General features: G+C 65.5%; 17 protein-coding genes and 1 pseudogene. 12 read left to right on the top strand and 6 right to left on the bottom strand.

Annotated elements, in window-relative coordinates:
• Positions 1-39 precede the first annotated feature (39 nt).
• The 8 genes from ACVW17_RS04850 to ACVW17_RS04815 are packed head-to-tail and all read left to right on the top strand — an operon-like array spanning position 40 to position 9,298.
• On the top strand, positions 40-1,479 hold the full coding sequence (locus ACVW17_RS04850; protein WP_456750888.1) for a GumC family protein: 1,440 nt from the start codon (positions 40-42) through the stop codon (positions 1,477-1,479).
• Complete coding sequence (locus tag ACVW17_RS04845) at positions 1,476-2,801, top strand: O-antigen ligase family protein (protein ID WP_456750887.1); 1,326 nt, start codon at positions 1,476-1,478, stop codon at positions 2,799-2,801. Before ACVW17_RS04850 ends, ACVW17_RS04845 begins: the two co-directional genes overlap by 4 nt.
• Complete coding sequence (locus ACVW17_RS04840) at positions 2,794-3,609, top strand: polysaccharide deacetylase family protein (protein WP_456750886.1); 816 nt, start codon at positions 2,794-2,796, stop codon at positions 3,607-3,609. Before ACVW17_RS04845 ends, ACVW17_RS04840 begins: the two co-directional genes overlap by 8 nt.
• Positions 3,606-4,835 (top strand): glycosyltransferase family 4 protein, encoded by a 1,230-nt coding sequence (locus ACVW17_RS04835; RefSeq protein WP_456750885.1) that lies wholly within the window; start codon positions 3,606-3,608, stop codon positions 4,833-4,835. Before ACVW17_RS04840 ends, ACVW17_RS04835 begins: the two co-directional genes overlap by 4 nt.
• Positions 4,835-6,055, top strand: a complete 1,221-nt coding sequence (locus tag ACVW17_RS04830) for a glycosyltransferase family 4 protein (RefSeq protein ID WP_456750884.1) — start codon at positions 4,835-4,837, stop codon at positions 6,053-6,055. The genes ACVW17_RS04835 and ACVW17_RS04830 overlap by 1 nt, the downstream gene beginning before the upstream one ends.
• Complete coding sequence (locus ACVW17_RS04825; protein ID WP_456750883.1) at positions 6,052-6,942, top strand: hypothetical protein; 891 nt, start codon at positions 6,052-6,054, stop codon at positions 6,940-6,942. The genes ACVW17_RS04830 and ACVW17_RS04825 overlap by 4 nt, the downstream gene beginning before the upstream one ends.
• A gap of 20 nt (positions 6,943-6,962) precedes the next feature.
• Positions 6,963-8,228, top strand: a complete 1,266-nt coding sequence (locus tag ACVW17_RS04820; RefSeq protein WP_456750882.1) for a glycoside hydrolase family 5 protein — start codon at positions 6,963-6,965, stop codon at positions 8,226-8,228.
• A complete protein-coding gene (locus tag ACVW17_RS04815) occupies positions 8,225-9,298 on the top strand; it encodes an acyltransferase family protein (protein ID WP_456750881.1) in 1,074 nt (357 codons plus the stop codon). Before ACVW17_RS04820 ends, ACVW17_RS04815 begins: the two co-directional genes overlap by 4 nt.
• A gap of 12 nt (positions 9,299-9,310) precedes the next feature.
• On the opposite strand, the pseudogene ACVW17_RS04810 reads toward ACVW17_RS04815, so the two are convergent.
• From ACVW17_RS04810 to ACVW17_RS04785, 6 genes and pseudogenes are all read right to left on the bottom strand, one after another.
• A pseudogene (locus ACVW17_RS04810) lies at positions 9,311-10,808 on the bottom strand (sugar ABC transporter ATP-binding protein).
• Positions 10,805-11,902 (bottom strand): hypothetical protein, encoded by a 1,098-nt coding sequence (locus ACVW17_RS04805; RefSeq protein ID WP_456750879.1) that lies wholly within the window; start codon positions 11,900-11,902, stop codon positions 10,805-10,807. The pseudogene ACVW17_RS04810 and the gene ACVW17_RS04805 overlap by 4 nt, the downstream one beginning before the upstream one ends.
• Positions 11,899-14,022, bottom strand: a complete 2,124-nt coding sequence (locus ACVW17_RS04800) for an ABC transporter permease (RefSeq protein ID WP_456750878.1) — start codon at positions 14,020-14,022, stop codon at positions 11,899-11,901. The genes ACVW17_RS04805 and ACVW17_RS04800 overlap by 4 nt, the downstream gene beginning before the upstream one ends.
• A 78-nt stretch (positions 14,023-14,100) precedes the next feature.
• Complete coding sequence (locus ACVW17_RS04795; protein WP_456750877.1) at positions 14,101-15,117, bottom strand: sugar ABC transporter substrate-binding protein; 1,017 nt, start codon at positions 15,115-15,117, stop codon at positions 14,101-14,103.
• 38 nt (positions 15,118-15,155) lie between these two features.
• Positions 15,156-16,127, bottom strand: coding sequence for an ABC transporter permease (locus ACVW17_RS04790; protein WP_456750876.1), 972 nt, complete (start codon positions 16,125-16,127; stop codon positions 15,156-15,158).
• Positions 16,128-16,146: 19 nt separating this feature from the next.
• Positions 16,147-16,854: a TetR/AcrR family transcriptional regulator gene (locus ACVW17_RS04785; RefSeq protein WP_456750875.1), complete on the bottom strand. Its 708-nt coding sequence runs from the start codon at positions 16,852-16,854 to the stop codon at positions 16,147-16,149.
• 412 nt (positions 16,855-17,266) lie between these two features.
• Here ACVW17_RS04785 and ACVW17_RS04780 point away from each other — a divergent pair, with 412 nt between their 5' ends.
• From ACVW17_RS04780 to ACVW17_RS04765, 4 genes are all read left to right on the top strand, one after another.
• Positions 17,267-18,034, top strand: a complete 768-nt coding sequence (locus ACVW17_RS04780) for an STN domain-containing protein (protein WP_456796807.1) — start codon at positions 17,267-17,269, stop codon at positions 18,032-18,034.
• A complete protein-coding gene (locus tag ACVW17_RS04775; RefSeq protein WP_456750873.1) occupies positions 18,031-18,765 on the top strand; it encodes an energy transducer TonB in 735 nt (244 codons plus the stop codon). The genes ACVW17_RS04780 and ACVW17_RS04775 overlap by 4 nt, the downstream gene beginning before the upstream one ends.
• A 188-nt stretch (positions 18,766-18,953) precedes the next feature.
• Entirely contained in the window at positions 18,954-19,496 is a 543-nt protein-coding gene (locus ACVW17_RS04770; protein WP_456750872.1) for an RNA polymerase sigma factor, read from the top strand.
• 434 nt (positions 19,497-19,930) lie between these two features.
• Positions 19,931-20,908, top strand: a complete 978-nt coding sequence (locus ACVW17_RS04765) for a FecR family protein (RefSeq protein WP_456750871.1) — start codon at positions 19,931-19,933, stop codon at positions 20,906-20,908.
• The last annotated feature ends 308 nt before the right edge of the window (positions 20,909-21,216 follow it).

The following is a 21,216-nucleotide window of genomic DNA, read 5'->3' as shown; positions in this document are numbered from 1 at the left end:
TTATCCGGCCAGCATGCCCTCCCAGGGAAGTCGACTGACATGTACACAGCAACCGACAATTCAAGGTCACGGCGAAGCGACGCCGCCTATGTCACCGTGAGCGGAGCGGCATCTGCGCCTGCGGCCCTGATCAGCCCGATACAGATCGCGGTCTGGCTGCTGCAAGGCTGGCGGTGGATTCTGGTTGCCGCGCTCGTCGGCGCGATCGCCGCTGTCGGCGCGACGCAACTCGTGACGCCCCGCTTCACCGCGATCACCGATCTCACGATCTCGCCGTCCAACCTGGTGGTGACCCCGAACGATCTCTACGTGACGAACATCCAGAGCGACAGCCAGATCCTGGATGTCGAGAGCAAGATGCGGACGATTACGTCAGGCAACGTCCTGCGCCGCGTCATCGACAAGCTCGGTCTCAGGAACGATCCGGAATTCTCCGACAAGTGGCGCCTGTTCGATCTCAGCTGGCTGTTCGATCGCCGGGCGCCAGACGCCGCCGAACGCAACGATCTGATGGCGGCGCTGGCCAAGCGCATCAACGTGACGCGACAGGAGCGCTCCTATGTCGTGACGATGTCGGTCTGGGCCAGTGAGCCGGCGATGTCGGCGCGGCTTGCAAATTCAATTGCCCAGACGTTCCGCGAGGAGGTCGTTCGCGCCGACGCGGAGCGCGCCGGACGCGCGGCGCAAGGGCTGACGGCAAGGCTGGGCGAGCTCAAGGCCGCGGCGACTGAGGCGGAAGACCGCACCGAGGCGTTCCGCCGTGCCAATGGCTTGCAGCAGGGGCCGTCCGGGCAGCCGCTGAGCTCGGAAGCGATGGAGCGCATGAACGGCAAGCTGACCGATGCCAAGGCGCGCCTCGCCGAGGCGGAGGCCCGCTACAACGAGCTGTCGCGCGCCGTGTCGCTCTATGGCGTGCAAGCCGGCGCGGTCCAGTCCCAGACCCTGTCGGGATTGCTGGCCGACGAGGCGGCGCTGCGCCGGCAGATCGCGACCCTCACGCAGACACTGGGTCCGCGCCATCCGGCGATGCTGAACGCGGTGGCCGAATCGGATGCCCTCACGAAGGCGATCAAGTCCGAGACCGAGCGGCTGCGCCGTGCCGCGCGTTTCGAGGTCGATCAGGCCAAGGTGGCACTCGACACGCTGAACGAGGAAACGCGTACCCTGCGCGGCAATGTGTCGATCGATGACCAGGCCCAGGTCAAGCTGCGCGAGCTCGAGCGCGAGGCAAGCGCCAAGACCGCACTCTACCAGACCTTCCTGACGCGCTCCGGCGAGGCCGCCGAGCGCCAGCAGATCGACGCCACCGACGTACGCGTGATCTCGCCGGCCGTCGCACCGTTCCGCCCGACCTGGCCGCCGCGTCCGATCATCGCCGCCGCTGCCGGAGCGGCGCTGGGCCTGCTGCTGTGCGCGGCCGCGCTCGCCGGCTTCGGCTATCTCGGTGCGCTTCGTCTCGCCAGGAGCAGGGCGACATGATGCGATCGGGCGAGACGCGCGAGGGCGGAACGATCTGCGTGCTCGGGCCGCCGCTGTTCGTGGCAACGCTGCTGTTCTATCTGATCACGCTGACGCCGTTCATCGACCTGTCCGCGGCCGATGCAGGCGATCCCGCCGCCGACAGGTCGAGCACGATCAACCAGATCGTCTTTCTCGGCCTGACCGCAAGCCTTTGGCTGATCGCCATCAGCTCGCCGGCGCGTCATCTCGCGGTGCGTCCGCGCGGCCTCCTGATCGCGACGCTGCTGTGGTTCGCGTTCGTCTCGGCGATGTCGGCGCATCCCGACCTCGCGGTGAAGCGCGTCGTACTGGCGACGCTCACGATCGTCAATGCCGGCATCTTCCTGCTGCTGCCGCGATCGGAGCGGCAGTTCGCCGGCATGCTGTCGATGTGCTGCATCGGCACGCTGGCGCTGGCCTATATCGGCGTCGCGTTGTGGCCGCAGCTAGCGATCCACCAGGCGAGCGAGGTGCGCGAGCCGATGAATGCCGGGATGTGGCGGGGTCATTTCGCACACAAGAACGTCGCGGCGGCGGCGATGGTGATCATCAGCTTCGCCGGGCTCTATCTCTACGGCACCGGCCGGCGCATCGTCGGCGCGGCGATCACGCTGCTTGCGGTCTTGTTCCTCAGTCACACCGGCGGCAAGTCGTCGACCGCGGCGCTGCCCGGCATCCTCGTGATCGCTTGGATCTTCGAGCGCTGGCGGGCGATCCGGATTCCGATGGTGTTTCTCGGGATCGCGGCCTTCAACGTCATCACGATCGGCTGCTCGATCTCGCCTGAGATGCGCGAGCTGGTCGCAAGCCTCGGGATCGATCCGACCTTCACCCACCGCATCGACATCTGGCGGCTTGGCGCCTCCGCGGTCGCGCAAGCGCCGCTCACCGGCTATGGCTTCCAGCTGTTCTGGCAGACCGACGAGATGGTCTACAAGGCCGGCGGCGGCGCCAGCTGGGCGGTCGCTGCCTTCAACGCGCACAACGCCTATCTCGATGCCGCGATCACGACCGGCATTCCCGGCCTGATCCTCACGGTCGCTTTGCTGGTCTGGCTGCCGCTCCGCGACGTGTCGCGCGCGGAGGCGCACGGCAACGATCCCGCGCTGACCCGTCTGTTCACCCGGATCTGGCTCTACGGCGTGTTCACCGCCTGCGTCGAAAGCATGTTCTTCCAATCCGGCAGTCTTGCCTGGTTCATGGTGATCGTCTCGATCTTCGGCCTTCGCCTGCAGGCGAGCGCTCATGAGATTCGCGAGCAGGACGCCGTGATGCATGTCGGGGAGACCGCCCATGCATAGTCCCGCCGTCGCACCCTGCGCGCCGGAGGCTGCATCCCGCCGGCCAGGGACGATCGACCGGCTCGCCGGACGTCTGACCAACGGCTTGATCCGGGCAACGCCGTGGCAGGTCATCCAGGTCCCGACGCGCAAGCCGATCGTCTCCTTCACGTTCGACGACGTGCCGGATTCCGCGCTCCGCGTCGGTGCTGCGGTCCTGGAGGCGCGCGGCGTACGCGGCACCTTCTACATCTCCGGCGGCCTCCAGGGGCGCGTCGAGCCGGACCGCACCCTGATCGATGCGGCCGGTTGCAGGGAGCTCACCGCGCGCGGTCACGAGATCGGCTGCCATACCTACGGCCATCGGGACATCAGGCACGTCGATCGCGCTGAGTTCGTCGCGGACCTCGCGGACAACGCACGCTATCTCGACACGGTCGACCCGCGCCCGGGTCGGCGCAATTTCGCCTATCCCTACAACAGCGGCTGCCTCGGCAAGCGGCCGATCCTGGCGCATGCATACCGGAGCTGCCGCGCCGGCGGCGAAGCGATCAACCGCGGGCCGACCGACCCGACCTTTCTGAAGGCCGTCGAGATCCGCCAGCCCGAGACGCATGTGGCGGGATTGACGCACTGGATCGACGCGCTGGTCGCCAAACCGGGCTGGCTGATCTTCTTCACGCACGACATTGCGCCGATGCCGACGCCCTATGGCTGTACGCCGGCGGGCTTCGAACGGCTGGTCGCGCATGCGATCGAGCGCGGCTGCTGCGTGCTCACCGTCGATGCTGCGCTCAACCGCATGGGACTCCGGGAGGATGGGCGATGACGACCGAGCGGCGGCTGCTGGCGATCAACAATTACTTCTATCGGCGCGGCGGCGCCGAGAGCGTATTCCTCGACCAGATCGACCTGTTCGCCGCGGCCGGCTGGGATGTCGTGCCCTTTGCGATGGAGCATCCCGACAATCTGCCGAGCCCGTGGTCCGACTATTTCGTCTCCGAGATCGAGTATGGCCGGATCAACGGACCGCTCACCAAAGCCAGGCAGGCGGCCAAGATCATCTTCTCGCTGGAGGCGCGCCGCAAGATCCGCGCCCTGATCGGCCGCGTGCGGCCGTCGGTGGCGCACGCCCACAATGTGTACCATCACATTTCACCCTCGATCTTCGACGTGCTCAAGGCCGAGGGCGTGCCTGTCGTGATGACGGCACACGACCTGAAGCTCGCCTGTCCCGCCTACAAGATGCTGAGCCAGGGCGAAGTCTGCGAGCGTTGCCGCGGCGGACGGATCCATAACCTGCTGCTGCGTCGCTGCGTCAAGGATTCGGCCGTGGTGAGCGGGCTGGTCTTCCTCGAGACGCTGGTTCATCGCAGCTTCGGCCTTTACCGCGACACGCTCGACTGCCTCGTCGCGCCGAGCCGCTTCTACCGCGACAAGCTGATCGAGTGGGGGTGGGACGCGAGCCGCATCGCATACATCCCGAATTTCGTCGACGCCGAGCAGTTCACGCCCTGGTGCCACGAGGGCAATTACTTCGTCTATGCGGGACGGCTCGCGCCGGAGAAGGGACTGGCCACGCTGGTGCGCGCCGCCGCACTCGCGCATCAGCGGCTGATCCTGGTCGGCAGCGGCCCCGAAGAACCGGCCTTGCGCCAGCTCGCGTTCGAGCTCGACTCCGACGTCGTGTTTGCCGGCCATATGGCCAAGTCGGAGTTGAAGCAGCTGATCGGAGAATCGCGTGCATTGGTGCTCGCCTCCGAATGGTACGAGAACGCGCCGATCAGCATCCTTGAAGCCTATGCGCTCGGACGCCCGGTGATCGGGACGCGGATCGGCGGCATTCCGGAGCTTATCGTTCACAACAAGACCGGCGCGCTGGTGGAGCCGGGCAATGTCGGCATGCTGGCCGAAGCGTTGGCCGCCATGGCGAAGCTGCCCCGAACCGCAAGGAACAGGCTGGGGGCCGCAGGTCGCGACTGGGTGCTGCGCGACTTCTCACCCGACAAGTACCGCGACCGCACGACGGAGCTCTATGGGACGGTGGTGCACTGATGTACACGTTGATACCAACCGGAGGAGCGCAGCGTCCGCCGAGAAAGGTGATCTTCCTCGGTCTGCGCGGCATTCCCGAGATTCAGGGCGGGGTCGAAACCCATGTCGCCGCGCTCGCGGTGCGAATCGCCCAGCGCGGCTGGCAGGTCGAAGTGCTCGGACGCAAGCCCTACCTTCCGTCGCCTGAGCCTTACGTCTGGAAGAACGTGACCGTGACGCCGGTCTGGGCGCCGCGTTCGAAGAATGTCGAGGCGCTGCTGCATACCACGCTCGGACTGTTCGCCGCAGCCCGGCGCAATCCGGACCTCGTTCATATCCATGCGATCGGGCCCGCGCTGCTGACGCCGCTTGCCCGCCTGCTCGGCCTTCGCATCGTGGTGACGCATCACGGCTTCGACTACGAACGCCAGAAATGGGGACGGGTGGCGAAGGCGGTGCTGCGCAGCGGCGAATGGATGGGAATGAAGTTCGCGCATGCCCGGATCGGCGTGGCGAAAGGCATCGTCGATCAGGTCCGCGCCCGGTTCGCTGTCGGGGCGACCTTCATCCCGAACGGCGTCGAGAGCAACCTGCCGAAGCTCGGGACCTCCTATCTCGACCATATCGAGGTGATCCCGAATCGCTACATCCTGTGCGTCGGCCGAATTGTCGAGGAGAAGCGGCAACTCGATCTGATCGACGCGTTCGCGCGCCTCGGCGATCCCGACAGGAAATTGATCATCGTCGGCACGGCCGATCACAACGGCAGCTATCTGCACGCGGTCGAGAAGGCGGCGGCTGCGACGCCGGGCGTGGTGATGACCGGCTTCCAGTCCGGCGAGAGCCTTGCGCAGCTCTATCGGCACGCCGCGCTGTTCGTGCTTCCGTCGAGCCATGAAGGCATGCCGATGGTGCTGCTCGAGGCGCTGAGCCACGGGGTGCCGTGTCTGGCGAGCGACATCGATGCCAATCTCGCGCTCGAGCTCGGGCCGGACAGTTACTTTCCGCTCGGCAGGATCGAGGCGCTGACCGAAGCGATCCGGCTGAAGCTCGTTGCACCCGACAGCGCGCCGGAACGGGCTACGCGCGCGGCGCGGGCGCTCGACTGCTTCGGCTGGGATCCGATCGTCGACCGGACCGTCGAGGTCTATGAGAGCGCGTTGGTCGCCGTGACGCCGCGCAATGCACATCACGGCAGTGCCGATCTCAAGAACCACCTCGGATTTGGAGGCCGACAGTGACGCCTGCTCTTCGCAAGCTCGAGATGACGGTGCTGGGGCTCGGCTTCCTCGGCCTTGCCTGGAGCAAGGACAAGCTGCGCGGCTATGCCACGCCGAACACGGTGTCGAAATTCGATGTCGAGGGCCAGATCGCCTATCTGCTCGACATCTTCGGCTCGCTTCGCCGCTTCATGCCGCCGGATTTCGATCTGCGCGGACGTGATGTGCTGGAGCTCAGCCCCGGCGCGTCGCGCGGCAACGGCGTGCTGTTCCTCGCTCTCGGCGCCCGATCCTATCATGCCATCGACGTGTTCAATCTCGCCGGCGACGAGGATCCTGTGTTCTACGAGGTGCTGCTTGATCGCTTCACCGAAGGCACCGCGGCGGATCGTCAGCGGGCACGTACCATCGCGTCGACGTCCGGCTCCCGCGATTTCGGCTATGCCGTCGGGCGGGACTTCGACATTCCGCGCCTCGCCGAGGGACGCAGCTTCGATTTGATCGTGAGCTGCGCGGCGTTCGAGCACTATGACAGCGTTCCGGATGCCGTTGCCGGGCTCACACAGGTGGCCCGGCCCGGCTGCGAGGCGATCCACATCATCGATCTCCAGACGCATTCGCGCTGGATTCGCGAGCACGACCCCAACAATATCTATCGCTATCCCGAGACGCTCTACCGGCTGTTCCGCTTTCCCGGGCAGCCGAACCGGCTGCGCCCCGCCGACTATATCGCCGCGTTCGGCGCCGAAGCCTGGAACGACGTCCGGTTCGTGCCGTCGCGGACCATCGATCCTGCGCTCCGCGATATCTCGCTCGACGGTCTTGCCGCGCCCTTTGCCGGCCAGGAGGACATGATCGTGCTCGATGGCGCCTTGACGGCGCGCCATCCCGGCTGGTTTGGCGGTTGAGCGCGATCGGGAGAAGTGCCGTGGCCAGCCGCCGTTCCATTCTCCGCAGCATCGCCGGCGCAGCGATGCTCCTCCCGTTCGGAATGCGGCGCGCTGCGTCCGATCCCGTCAGCCACATCCCCACCTTTCGTCGCGGCATCGCCGTGTCGCATGCGTTCGGATGGGCCGACGTGCAGGCCGACGGCTCCTATGTGGACCCGCCGTTCACGGCGTCGCGGTTTCAGTTCGGCGCGGAGCAGCGGCAAGCGATCCGAGCTGCGGGGTTCGACTTCGTGCGTCTTGTCATCGATGTCGGTCCCTTCCTGGCGTCTGACGGCGCGAGGCGCGATCGGCTGGACAATCTTGTCATCGCGACGGTCCGTGACCTGCTCGCCGCCGATCTCGGCGTGATCGTCGATCTGCATCCGAGCGCGATGAGTCCGGCCTATCGGCCCGCCGAGCTGACGGCAGGCGTCAACACGCCGAAATTTCAGGCCGTGCTCGCATTGCTGACGCGCCTCGCCGGACGTCTGAGCGAGCTCATTGCGGAGCCGGGCAATGCCACTCCGCCGCGGATCGCGCTCGAGCTGATGAACGAGCCGGAGATTCCGGCGGCAGCATGGCAGCCGATGCTGGAGGCCGCTTACGCCGCCGCGCGCCGCGGCTCAGTGACGCTGCCGCTCGTGATCGGCGGCGGCTCGATGAACGCTCCCGGTGCGCTGGCGCAGATCGACATGCGCCGGTTCGCCGGCGATCGGCGCCTGATCTACACCTATCACGACTATTCGCCGTGGCAGTTCACCCATCAGGGTTTGCTCGGCAGTCCTGCCTATGCGCTGGATGCGATCGTCTATCCGGCCCCCACGTCGGCCGACGCGATGATCCGGGCGACCGATGCGCGGGTGATGGCGCTCGGCCTCAGCGGCCAACAACTGGACCTTGCGCGGCAAGCCAGGCGGACGCTCACGAGTTATGTCAATTCCGGCTTCAACCGATCGGCGCTGGAACGGACGTTTCAGCAGGTCACGGCCTGGCGCAAGGCGAATGATCTGCCGGCGCAGGCGATCCTGCTGGGCGAGTTCGGCGTGCGCAAGACGCCTTATCAACACACTGACGCGGGCGAGGTCGCCCGCGCGCGCTGGCTGCGCGACATGCGTGAGCTCGCCGAGACATATGGCTTTGCCTGGTCGTGCTGGACCTATCTGGCGGTCGGCGGCTTCGCGCTGGCCGAGCACGAGACCGGCCCTGGCTTCGACGCAGCGACCCGCGGCGCACTCGGGCTCCGACCTGCGGGAGCACCGCAATGAAACCGCAGCGCTATGCCAACATCGACGGCTTGCGTGCGATCGCAGCGCTCGGCGTCATGGTCGAGCACATGTTCGGCGATCTGCTCAGGCTGACGCCGCATGCCGCCGGGCCGATGAATGCGGCGGGCGATCTGCTGGTTCAGAATGTCAGCCTGGGCCGGTTCGGGGTGGCGCTGTTCTTCCTGATCAGCGGTTTCGTGGTGCCGTTCAGCATCGGCGGCGAACGGCCGCTGTTTCAGTTCGCCGTTTCGCGGGCGTTCCGGCTCTATCCCGCGCTGTGGCTTGCGCTCGCGGTGCTTGCGACCATGGCGTGGCTTGCCGGCGAGCCGCCGCGCGCGGTGACCGTGCTTGCCAACATGACGATGGCGCCGGCGTTGTTCGGGCAGCCCTGGCTGTCGCCGATCTACTGGACCCTGTTCATCGAGCTGGTGTTCTATATCTTGATCGCGCTGCTGTTCGCGGCCGGCACGCTGCGGCGTGTCGGGGTGCTGTCGCTCCTGAGCCTTGCACTCGTCGCCGCGACGGCGCTGCCGGTTCAGTTGCGGACGCATGGCATGGCCAATCTGCCGGTGCAGTATCTCGGCATGCACCTCTCATTCCTGTTCCTCGGCCTGCTGTTGCGGCTCTGGCTGGTCGAGCGGGTGCCGGGCGCGCGGATTGCCGCGCTGGCGCTGGTCCTTGCGCAAATCGTCGCGGTGCCGTCGGTTGCAGCGTTCTCGCTGGCGCGCGGCGACAATTTCATCATGGAGGGCTTGAGGCCCGTCCTTGTCGCCTATGCGCTCGCCTTCGTGATGTTCCTTGCCGCCGCCAGGTTCGATCGGCCGCGCTCGCTGCTGCTGTCGCGGATCGGGCTGATCAGCTATTCGATGTATCTGTTCCACTGGCCGGTGAATGTCACGGTCTACCGGTTCCTGCCGTTGACCGGACAGATCGGCGACATCGCCACGATGCTGGTCTGCACCGGCCTCACTCTGCTGGTGTCCTGGATGGTCTACCGGCTGGTGGAGCGCCCGATGATCATGTTCGGGCGCGCCATCGTCTTGCGGCACGGCGTGGCGAGCCGGCCGTGACGCGTTGCGGCATCAGTGGATCGCCGCGTACATGATCTTCTCCTCGGTGGCTTCGAGCGCGGAGAATTCCTCGACCACCTTGCCTTGGCGCGAGACCAGGATGCGGTCTGACAGCGCCATGATCTCGGGCAGATAGGATGAGATCACCACCACTGCCTTGCCCTCGTCGGCGAGCTGGTTGATCAGCTCGTGGATCTCAACGATGGCGCCGACGTCGACGCCGCGGGTCGGCTCGTCGAAGATGATCAGCTCGGGCTCCTGCACCAGCGACTTGGCGATCACCACCTTCTGCTGGTTGCCGCCCGACAGCTCGACCACCTTGGCCTCGTCGCCGATGGCGCGGACCTTCAGCCGCTGGGTCCAGGTCTTGCCGACCGTGTTGGTCTCGCGTCGCGACAGCAGCATCCGGGCCGCCCGGAAATTTCGAGAGCAGGCCGAGATAGATGTTGCGGGCGATCGAGGCGGTCTCGAAGAAGCCCTCGACCTTGCGATCCTCGGTGACATAGGCGATGCCGGCCTTGACCGCCGGCGCCGGCACCCGGTAGCGCACCGGCTTGTCATGCAGCAGGATCTCGCCGCCGTGGAAGAAGTCGCGCTTCAGGACGCCGGACACGATCTTGAAGGTCTCGGTACGGCCCGCGCCGACCAGGCCGAACACGCCGGTTATCTGGCCGGCAAATACCGACAGCGAATTGTTCTTCACCATCGGCGCCATCTTGAGATTCTGCACCGTCAGCACGCGCGCCCCGGCCGAGCGGACGCTGGTCTTACGCGCGCCATACAGCGTGTTGGACAAATCGCGGCCGACCATCGCCTGCACGATCGCGGCGCGGTCGAATTTCGCCGCATCATCGGTGATGACGTGCTTGCCGTCGCGCAGCACGGTGATCCGGTCCGCCAGCAGCAAGGCCTCTTCCAGCGCATGCGAGATGAAGACGATCGAGACGCCGCGCTTCTTGAGGTCGCGGACCAAATCGAAGAAATACTTCTTCTCTTCCGGCGTCAGCGACGCGGTCGGCTCGTCGAAGATGATGACCTTGGCCTTGTGCAGGACGGCGCGCGCGATCTCCACCATCTGCTTCTTGGCCGCGCCGAGCCCGCTCACGGTCGCGGTCGGCGTCACGTCGAAATTGAGCGATTGGAGGAATTGCTGGGCAGCGATGTAGATGCCGCGCAGCCGGTTGTAGAACTTCTCCTGCCCGAGAAACAGGTTCTGCGCCACGGTCATCGTCGGCACCAGGCTGTTCTCCTGAAACACCATGGCGATGCCGAGATTGCGCGCCTCGAGCGGCGTGCGCGGCGCGACCGCTGCGCCGTCGACCGTCATGTCGCCGGAGGTCAGCGTCACGACGCCGGCCATGACCTTGGTCAGCGTCGACTTGCCGGCGCCGTTCTCGCCGACCAGCGCGTGGATTTCGCCGCGGCGAAGGTCGAAATCGACGCCCTCGATCGCGGGGACGCCGGCATAGAGCTTGGTGGCCTTGCGCAGCGAAAGCACGGTGTCGCTCATGAGCCTGTCTCCTCGGCAAGCCCGGCGAGGGGTAGTTTCAGCACGCGGCCCGGTCCCTTGGCGATCAGCACGAGGTCGCCGCCCAGTTCGAGCGCGGCGACGACGCCGTGATTGACGCCGTCGACCCGGCTGTGCAGCGAATAGAGCGGCTTGCCGTCCTCGCCCAGCCGGATGACGAGGCCGTAGGAGCGTGGCGGCGCCCATGGCTTGATGACGCCCATCGTCTTGATGTGCGCGCCCTGCATCGGCTCCTTGAACGAAAAGCCCGAGCGCAGCCGCGGCGCCACCCAATAGGCCGGGTCGATCTCGGCCATCATGCGGCGCCTGTAGGCGGGCTCGCGCAGCACGAATTCGATCAGCTGGGTGCGTGCGGTGAACGCGGTGAGCCAGTAGCCGCCGCCTGTGGCCTTCGAGAGCCGCGATGGATAGACGGGCAGGTGGCCGAGCACGATCTGCGGCGCCTTGCGGTCCGCGACGAGCACGAGACGATGCCGCCAGCTCTCGCTGACCAGCACGCCATCGTCGCGGGCGCAGGCGCCGAAGGCGTAGCCGAGTTTTGAGGCCAGCAGTCTCACCGATCTCGTCTTGGGATCGAGCCGGAACACGCGGCCGCTGCGGTTGAGCTCCATCAGGTCGCGCGCCCAATCGTCGACGCCGCAGGTCGCCGAACCGTCGGTCGCGATCAGAGTACCGTCGCCCGCCGGCGCCAGCGCGTTGATCGCATGGAAGGCGGCGTCGCTGAACGTCACGCTCGGCTCGCTCGCCGAAGGATTGGCATAAAGGTGTACCTCGCGGCCGCCAAGCGCGACGGCGATGCCGCCGTCAGCGAGCGCGCACAGCGCCGAGATCGGCAGCGCGAAGCTGCGGAACTCGGTCGCCGCGCTACCGTCGAGGCGCAGCAGACGCCGGCCGTCGGCAACGTAGAGGTTGCGGCCGTCGGTTGCGAGGTCTTCCGGCGCCTCGCATTCCAGCAACGTGGTCGCGGACTCCAGTTTCTGATTGGGCTTGAGTGCGCCGTCGAACGACGGCACGGTGATGGTGGCCTCGCCGCGGCCGAGAAAGCGGTTAGCGAATTCCCTGACGGCCGCGATCACGACAGCCTCCCCCAGCGCTTGTCATACTGCACGAAGTTCGGATCGGCATTCTCGAGCTTGTAGCGGCCGATCCGGTTGTTCATGATGCCGCCGAGATAGAGGTAGCCGCGATGCTCGCGCATCGAGGTGATCATCGGATGGTTCTCGCCGCGCAGGTCCCAGAACGATTCGAGGATCTTGCCCTGCTCGTTGAACTTGACGACGCAGCCGGTGTTGATGTTCGGGAATAGCCATTCGTCGACCGGGACGCGCTTGGCCATGCGGCGGCGGAAGCCCGGCATCTTCCAGGCGAGGTCGAGCGAAGGGCTGCGCATGCCGACCAGCGCCAGCCAGTAATTGCCGTCGGAGGCGAGATTGATGTTGTCGGGATAGCCCGGCAGATTGTCCATCACCACTTCCACCCGGCCCTTTTTCGGTCCGGCGAACCACAGCCGCTTGATCGAGCAGCCGAAGGTTTCCGCGAACAGGATCGATTGGCCGTCGCTGGCGACGCAGATGCCGTTGGGGAATTTGAGGCCGCGCAGCGCGGTATGCGTGGCGCCGGTCTTGGTGTCGTAACAGATGATGCGGCCGTTGCCGCGGGCCTCGAGACCGTCGATCGGCCATTCGTCCATCTCGTAGCGCACGGTCGCTTCCGAGAAGAAGATCAGGCCGTCGTCGGTGATGTCGAGGTCGTCGGCGAGCCGCAGGCGGCTATCGTCGTTGACCGAATGCATGCTGCGGTTGGTCTCGTCGGTCGCCTTCTCCACGGCGCCGTCGGGCGTGATGCGGTAGAGGCCCATGCCGCCGATGCAGACATAGAGATTGTCCTGCCGGTCGAACGCCATACCGAGCGGCTGGCCGCCGATATGGGCGAACACCTCCATCCGTTGATAGTCGGGCGCGAAGAAGCGCATGATGTCGCCATGGCGCGAGCCGGCGTAGAGATTGTTGTTGCGATCGAGGATCACGTCCTCCGGCGCCTCGATACGGCCGAGCCCGATCAGTTCGACGTCGCGCAGCTTGTCGTTCTGCTCGAACGGTCCGCCCTGGCCGATCTCGGTGGCCGGTGGCGGCGGTAGCGCATGATAGGTCGGTGCGACATAGACCTTGCTGATGATGCGGGTGCGGTTCTTCTGCCAGCGGATGTCGACCATCGCGGCGACCAGCAGGATGCCGGCGAGCGCCATGCGGTTGATGCCGCCGCGCGCATTGAGCGTGGTCAGGCCGTTGGTGATCAGGAGCACGATCAGCACGCCGACCAGCGATTTGGCGACCGAGCCCTTGCCGCCGCCGAGCGTGATGCCGCCGAGCACGGTTGCCGTCAGCACGATCACCTCGAGACCGACGCCGATGTCGCCGCCGACGGTACCGAGCCGTGCGGCAAAGAACAGTGCGGCGATGCTGGTCAGCGCGCCGCTTGCGACGTAGCAGAGCGCGATGGTGCGGCGGACCGGAATGCCGGAATTGTAAGCCGAGCGGCGCGAGCCGCCGATCGCCGTGATGTGCCAGCCAGGCCGCAGCCGGGTCATGAAGATATGGCCGAAGATCGCGATCGCGATATAGACCAGCGCAACGCTCGGAATCCCGAACACGTCGCCGCCGCCGATGAAATTCCAAGACGGGATATCGGGAAAGGCCGCGGCGATCGCGTTGGAGTAGCGCTGGATCAGAAGATCGAATGCCGACCGGTAGATGATCAACGTGATCAGCGTGGTGATGAAGGCGCGCAGCCGCAAGTAGCCGATCAGGACGCCGTTGACGGCGCCGAGCAGCGCGCCGCAGGCCAGGGTCGCCACCACCACCGCGGGCACCGGCCAGTTCAGCACGTCGAGCAGATAGAGTGCGCAGAAATCCGTCAGCGCGAAGATCGAGCCGACCGACAGGTCGATGCCGCCGACGATGACCACCAGCGCCATGCCGAGCCCGATGAAGCCGATCTCGCCGGCTTGGCGGGCGGTGTCGGCAAGGCTTGCCGGCGACAGGAAGTGATCGATGGAGCGGCTCAGCGCGAAGCCGACGATCAACAGCAGGATCACCGGGATTGCGGTCTCGGTCCAACGCTTCGACAGGATCTCGCCGAGGAGATGGTCCGGCCAGTAGCGGTAACGCAGGCTCGTCAAGGTGTCGCGCATCGGCATTCCAGCAAGGCGTTGGATTTCGGGAGATCGACGTCCCGGGCAGGTCACGCCCGGGACGTCAAGCGGGAATGGTTGTGGCTATTTCTTCAGGTCACTGAGATTCCAGCACGCAGTCTGGCTGTCCGCGTTCTCCTTGGTGATCGGAATCAGGGTGGTGTATTCCGATCCCTTGATCGAGCCGGCCTTGGCGCCGGACGACAGCAGCCACTTGATGGTGCCGGCCATCTGCGCGGCCTGGGTCGGCACGTCGTAGCTCAGGTTGAGATCGAAGGCGCCGGACTTCACCAGCTCGCAGGCGCCCTTGCGCTCGCCGCCGCCGGAGGTCGCGACGAACACCTTGCCGGTCAGGCCGGCTTCCTTCACCGCGGCAGCGGTGCCGATGTCCATGCCGTCCCAGAAGCCGACGATGCCGCAGAGGTCGGGATTCTGCTTCAGCACCGTCTGGGTGATCGCCTTGGCCTTCGCCGCATCCCAGTCGGCCGCCTGGCTCGAGACCACCTTGATCTCCGGATGCTTGGCGAGCACGTTCTCCACTCCCTTGAGCGTGTAGGCGCTGGCCGCGGCCGAGAGCGCACCCTGCACGATGGCGATCTTGTTCGACTTGCCCTGGCAGGCCTTGACCACGGCGTCGGTGTCTTTCTCGCCGATCTCGATCCAGTTGGCGCCGACAAAGGCCGAAGAGCGATAGGCCGATCCCATGTTGATTTGGATGACGTAGATGCCTTCGTTCTCGGCACGCTGCAGCAGCTTGGCGTAGGTCTGCACGTCCGGATTGTGGATCACCATCACGGCCGGCTTCTCGGAGATCAGCGAGGTCACCGCCTGCGCGCCGGCATTGGTGTTCCAGTTGGGATCGCGGATCTCGAACTTGACGCCGTAGGGCTCGAGCTCCTTCTTCATGCCGGCGTACCAGCCTTCGGTGAGGTCGAAATTCATGGCGACCGGCACGTAGGCCACCGTCTTGCCGGCGAGCGACTCCTTGAACGGCTTCTGGAACGGCTCGTCGAGGCCCTGCTGGGCCAGAGCCGGGGCGGCAATGGCCGCGAGTCCGAGCGCTGCGGCGATCACTTTTGCAGTCCTGACAGCGTATTTCATTGCTTCCTCCTTGGTCGTGTTGATCTTCTGTGGCTGGTTCAGATGTCGCCCTGCTGTGCCGTTTCTTCGTTGCGCGGATTCAGGAACGAATCCGTGATGACGGCGAGCAGCAGGACGACACCCTTGACGAGGTTTTGTCCGGCGTAGGAGATGTCCATGATGGTCATGCCGTTCAGCATGGTGCCGATCAGCAGCGTGCCGATGATGACGTTGAGCACGCCGCCGCGGCCGCCCGACAGGCCGATGCCGCCGAGCACGACGACAAGGATGACGTCGTAGATCAGGGTCGAATTGAAGATGCGGGTCGGCATCGAGTTGACGGAAGCCGCCATCACCAGGCCCGCGAAGCAGCCGATCAGCGCCGCGACGACATATTGCAGCACGATGATCGGCCGCGACGGAATGCCGGTGACGCGGGCCGCATAGGGATTGTCGCCGATCGCGTAGATATAGGCGCCCCAGCGCGTCTGGCGCAGCAGGAACGCGACCACGATGCAGGCGATCGCGAACATCACGATCGAGGTTGGGATGCCGAGAATAGTGCCCTGTCCGAGCCGCTCAAAACCCTTCATGCCGTCGCTCCACTGCACGACGTCGAGCTGAAACAGCGCGGCCTGGCCGAGGCCGGCGAGCAGCAGGCCGGTCGCCAGCGTCGCAAACAGTGACGGCACCTCGGCGTAGGCAATCAGCCAACCATTGACCAGGCCGAACGCGATCGTGAGCAGTACGGCGGTGAGCAGCGAGGCCGGCAGCGAATGGCCGTTCTGCACCATCTGCAGCACGAGTCCCGGAGGGACCGCGAGCGCCGCGATCAGCGAGATATCGATGCCGCGCCCGATCACGACGATCGCCATCGCAAGCCCGAGGATGCCGAGCACCGCGACGTTCTGCAGCAGCGTCAGCATGTTCTCCGGCGTCAGGAAGCCGCGCAGGAAGATCGAGAAGGCCAGGAACAGCACGGCAAAGACGGCGAAGACGATCTCCTGTTGATTGAATCGCAGCCGCTTCATTGCCTCGTCCCTCCTGCTTCTATGGGTGCGCCGTCTGCCTGGATTTCGCGCGGGAGCCGGTCGCGACGCGGCCGGGCCGCGTCCTGGCTGCGACCGCGGCGTCGACGAACGCACCGACGGCGTTGATGTAGGTCTCGATCGAGGTGCCGCGTCTGCGGTACTTGGCGCGCTTGACGTACCAGTCCTGCAGCAGTGGCTTGATCAGCGAGGCGGTCAGCGTGACCTGATCGATCGCGAACACCCCGCTGGCGACGCCCTGCTTGAGGACGTCGGCGATGATCTTCTCGGTCATCACCTCCATCTCGATGGCGCGCTGGCGCTCCGCGGGCGGAAACGACTTCGCCTCCATGAAGGAGAACACGAACCAGGGCTGCATCGCCTCGCTCATGCGGACATGGGTGGCGATGATCCAGTGCAGATGCTTGCGCGCATCCTGCTTCACGCTGGCGGGGGGCGCGGTGAGAACCTCGGCCGCCGTCTCGGCGACCTCGCCGAGGATCATCGCCAGCAGCGTCGGCTTGCTGTCGAAATACGTATAGAGCCCGCCCATGCTGAGGCCGGAGGCTTCGGCGAGCTGGCGCAGCGTGGTGGCATGAAAGCCGTGCTTGTTGGAAAGCGTCAGCGTCGCGCCGATGATGCGCGTGAGGTTCGGAACGGCGAGATGCGATTTCTGAACCCGGATGGAATCGCGATGTCGTTCGAGGATACGTGCGCAAAGCACGTCCATAGCGAACGCATTCGTCCCCGGCCGCTGGCGCGCGAGACCCAAATTGCCTCCCTAGCTATGTCCTGGACCGTTTCATTTTGTTGCCGGTCTGGGCTGGGCTTGACGCCCTTGCTCAATTCCTAGCGCACGGACCGGCATTCGGAAAAGGGGGATCGTGAAAATTTCTGAGAGAGCGCTCGCTCGTTTTTCGCGGACAAGCGTGCGGCTTGCCTTTTGCTGCGCGCGGCTCCGGCGGCCGTCGGGAACTTTTCATGCTGAAAGCTCAGCACAAATTCCCGGCGGCGCGTCGACGAACATCCCGGTTAGACGGCCGTCACATTCCAGATATAAAGAACGCAGGTTCGCTGGCCGGAAGGCTAACCCGCACTGCTGGCCGAATTTCACCCACGGTCAGTTTGGGCCGAAGCAAGGCATGACGGCAGTTGGATCATATGGTGCGCGCGGGAGCGCTGCGATTAGCGCCGGGCCGAGAGCGGGCGCAGGCGCGCGATATCTGTTCGGGATTTGTGCTGCGCTGCTGATCGGCGGCATCTGTGCCGTCGGCGCGCAGCAGCGCGAGACGGTTGCCGCACCCGCGCCGATCGAATTCAACATCCCCGCACAGCAGCTTGCCAGCGCGTTGCAGGCTTACGGCGAGCGCACCGGCGTTCAGGTGCTCTATGAGAGCAATTCCGCGACCGGCCGGAAGTCGACGTCGGTCGAGGGAAGCCTCACGCCCGGGGATGCCTTGAACCTGCTGCTGACCGGAACCGATCTGAAGGTCCAGTATATCCGCCCCGACGCCATTACCCTCGCATCGCGCAGCGCGCGCGCCGACCGCCCGCCGGCGAGCCCGCTTGCTTCAGCGGATCTGTCGCTGGGCACGCTGCAGGTGCGGGCGAGCAGCGACGGCAACGACGCCGGCGCGCTGCGCGACTACAGCGAAAGCCTGCAGCTCGACATCCAGAAGGCGTTGCAGAAGAATATCGGGTCGCGCGGCGGCAGCTATCAGCTGGTCGTCGATCTGTGGATCGACCCCTCCCGCACGATTCAGCGGACCCAGCTGATGCGGTCGACCGGCGACCAGCGCCGCGATGCGGCGGTGACCGCGGCGCTGCAAGGATTGACCGTCAGCCGAACGACGCCCGCCAATGCCTCGCAGCCGGTGCGGATCGCGATCCGGGTGAAATCGTTCCAATGAGCGCCAACGAAACCAGCGGACCCGATGGCATGCGCGGCGTGGGTCCGGGTCCGGCAAGCCTGCTGTTTCATCCCGAGGATCCGAGTGCCTGGACCTCGGGCGAGGTGCTGCGCCTGCTGCTGGCGCCGGCGATCGCCGCTTTGTTGTTTGTCGGGGGAATCTACTGGATCCGGCTGCAGCCGCAGGCTGGATCGTCAAGCCGTGAGCAGAACTCGATCGTGCAGGTTCGGCTGCTGCCGAGCCCATCGCCCGCGCCGATACCGGTCGCTCCGGTTTCGCAGCCGCAAACCGCGACCCTCGCCAGCCGGACCGAGGTATCGCCGGAAAACTCCGATCCGTCCCTCGACAATCTGACCGCGGCCCCGGCGCGGGAGCCGATGCCGGCGGAGTCCGCCGTGCCGAGCCTCCGTGCGACGCCGTCGCCCGCCGACACGCCGCCAGACAGTGTTGCCGTCAAGTTTCAGCAGACGCTGCTCCGCCATGTCGCGCGCTATCGGCGCTATCCCAGTGCGGCGCGGTCCGGCCGCTTGCATGGCTTGGTCGAGACGCTGTTTTCGATGCAGCGCGACGGCTCGGTGGTGGAGGTCTGGGTCAAGACCAGTTCCGGAGAGGCCGTTCTCGACAAGGCCGCGGTCGACGCGATCCGCCGCGCCCAACCGCTGCCGCCGATTCCGTGGGGATTGCCCGACCGGCTCAACATCCAGATCTGGCTTGAATTCGATCCGTCCTGATCCGCGCTTTCCGGTCCGCAAGCACAACCCGTTCAACTTTTGGATGTGACCCGCATGCACCAGCTCGTGTGTCGCCCGGTGTCGACTTGTTATCGTCATAAATGTGTTGTGCGCGGCCGTTACGAGATGGGCAGCTTCAAGAACAATTCAATCTGGATATCGGGCTGGTGTCTGGGAGGCCGCGGAACGTGGCTGAAATCAATCGAGTGCGGCTGCGGGGCCAGCTTGCAGTCAACTACGACGGCCTCGTCAAGAAATTGACCCGCCGTCTGGGATCGTCGGACTTCGCTTACGAGGCCCTGCACGAGACGTTCCTGCGGCTGGAGCGCGTCACTGACGCCGTGCCGATCCGCAGCCCCGCCGACTATATATTCCGCATCGCAATCAACATCGCGCGGGACCGTCAGAAGGCGCAGAATCTTCGGGTCAGTGCCGCCGAGATCGATTCACTGCTCGACCTGAGTGACGAGGGACCGAGCCCGGCGAGGATCGTCGAGGCGCGTTCCGATATTGACGCCTTCAAGCGGGCGCTGGCCGAATTGCCGGAGCGGCCGCGCGACGTACTCTATAGCATTACGATCGAGGGCCGGACGCCGCAGGATGTCGCGACCCGCCTCGGTGTCAGCGTGCGAACCGTGGAAAGCGATTTGAAGTCGGCCCTGAGCCATTGTGCTGATTGTCTCGACTATACGTTGATCCGCCGCCTCGGCGGTCCGCGCCCCCGTTCGTGATCGCATTCGCCGCGGCCGTAGCGCGCGCCGGTGAAATTCGTTGCAGAGGATTATTTGCAGCGGCCGCGGCCGCTTGATCCGAAATCGACACTGACAATCTGCAGGATTTCAACCTCAATTCTGCGGGATAGCGGGTTTTCTGTCGTCTATAGAGTAGAGAGCGATCTCATGGGGGCCGCTGGGGCGCCTGGGAAAGGTTCGCTGCACGTGTTGCACCGCTTGAACACAGCTTCAGACGTCATCGACCCGGCATGTGGTCGTCGTGCGGTCTCGCCGCGCGTGCCGCAGTTTCCGGATGTTTCTGCCGGCGTTGTGCGCAACGGCCGATTGCGGTGCCCTGCTGCCGTCGGAATCGTCTATATAGCGACCTTCGCTATGTGCTCGACGCGATCGGGAGGCTGAGGTTTGGCGCGCAGGGTGATGAGCAGTCCGTCGTGACCGAGCCGACCGGCACATCCGGGCCCGATCCGTTGCTGGATGAGGCGCTTGATTGGGTTGTTCGGCTGAAGGCCGGCGAACCGACACGCGCCGATGTCGCCGCGTTCCAGCGCTGGCGCGCGCAAAGCCCTGACCACGAGGAGGCGTTCAGATCGGCTGCCCGGCTGCTTCGCACCGCTACGGCTGCGGCAAAGGAGCTCGCCGAGGAAAAGGCCGCCACGGTGGTGACATTGCCGCCTCGGCCGCTACGCCCTTTGACACGTCGCATCATGCTGGGCGGCGCGATTGCCGCCGCGGCCGGCTATGTGATGATCCATCCGCCGCTCGACCTGTGGCCGTCGATCGAGGAACTGTCGGCCGATTACCGGACCGGCAAGGGCGAACAGCGCAAGGTGATGCTGGCGCCGGACATCTCGGTCGAATTGAACACCCAGACCAGTCTCGCGCTGCGGCCGGCGCCGAACGAAACCCGGATTGAATTGATCTCGGGCGAGGCCTCGGTGGTTGCCCGAAGGTCGTCGTCGATGCCGCTGGTGATGCTGGCGCGCGACGGCCGCATCAGCGCGCTGCAGGCGGATTTCAACGCGCGCTGCATCGAGGGCGTGGTTTCGGTGACGTGCCTCGACGGCATCGTCACGGTCGAGCAGGACGGCCGCTCGGTGCAGCTTCGCAAGGCCGAGCAAGTGACCTATTCGCGCGCCGGGTTGCAGGCGTCGCTGCCGGTCGATGCCAGGCAGGTCGCGGCCTGGCAGACCGGATTGCTGATCTTCCGTGACCGGCCGCTGGCAAGCGTGGTGGACGAAGTGAACCGGTACCGCGCCGGAAAGATCATCATCACCAACGCAGAACTGAAGCGCAGGCTCGTCAACGGCACGTTCCACGTCGACAAGCTCGACAATTTCGTCGCCCAGGTCGAGCAACTGTTTGGCGCGCGGATCACATCGCTGCCGGGCGGTGTGGTGCTGATGAGCTGACCACGCGCGCTTCGCAAAGCGGATATCCGGTTCGCGTGAAGAAAAAGCGTCACAAAAAATCAGTCGGCCCGGCCTCGTTCCTGTTCGCTCGGAATGGATCACGCTCTGATCGAACGAATCGACCCTGCGCCGCTCGATTTCCTAACAAACCAAAAATTTCTTTCGCGGTGCCGCAGATTCTCTTGCGGGTTTGCACTCGCCCAGACGTCTTCTGAGTAAGGCGTCGTCATCGCGGCCTTCCCGCTGCGATGGCGCGCGCCTGCGCGAAGTAAGTGGGACGTCTGTGCGTAATCGAAGAGATCATTGGG

Source organism: Bradyrhizobium sp. USDA 4473 (assembly GCF_054063335.1).
The sequence above is the reverse complement of the archived record's forward strand: the minus strand, read 5'-3'. Positions and strand labels throughout refer to the sequence as shown.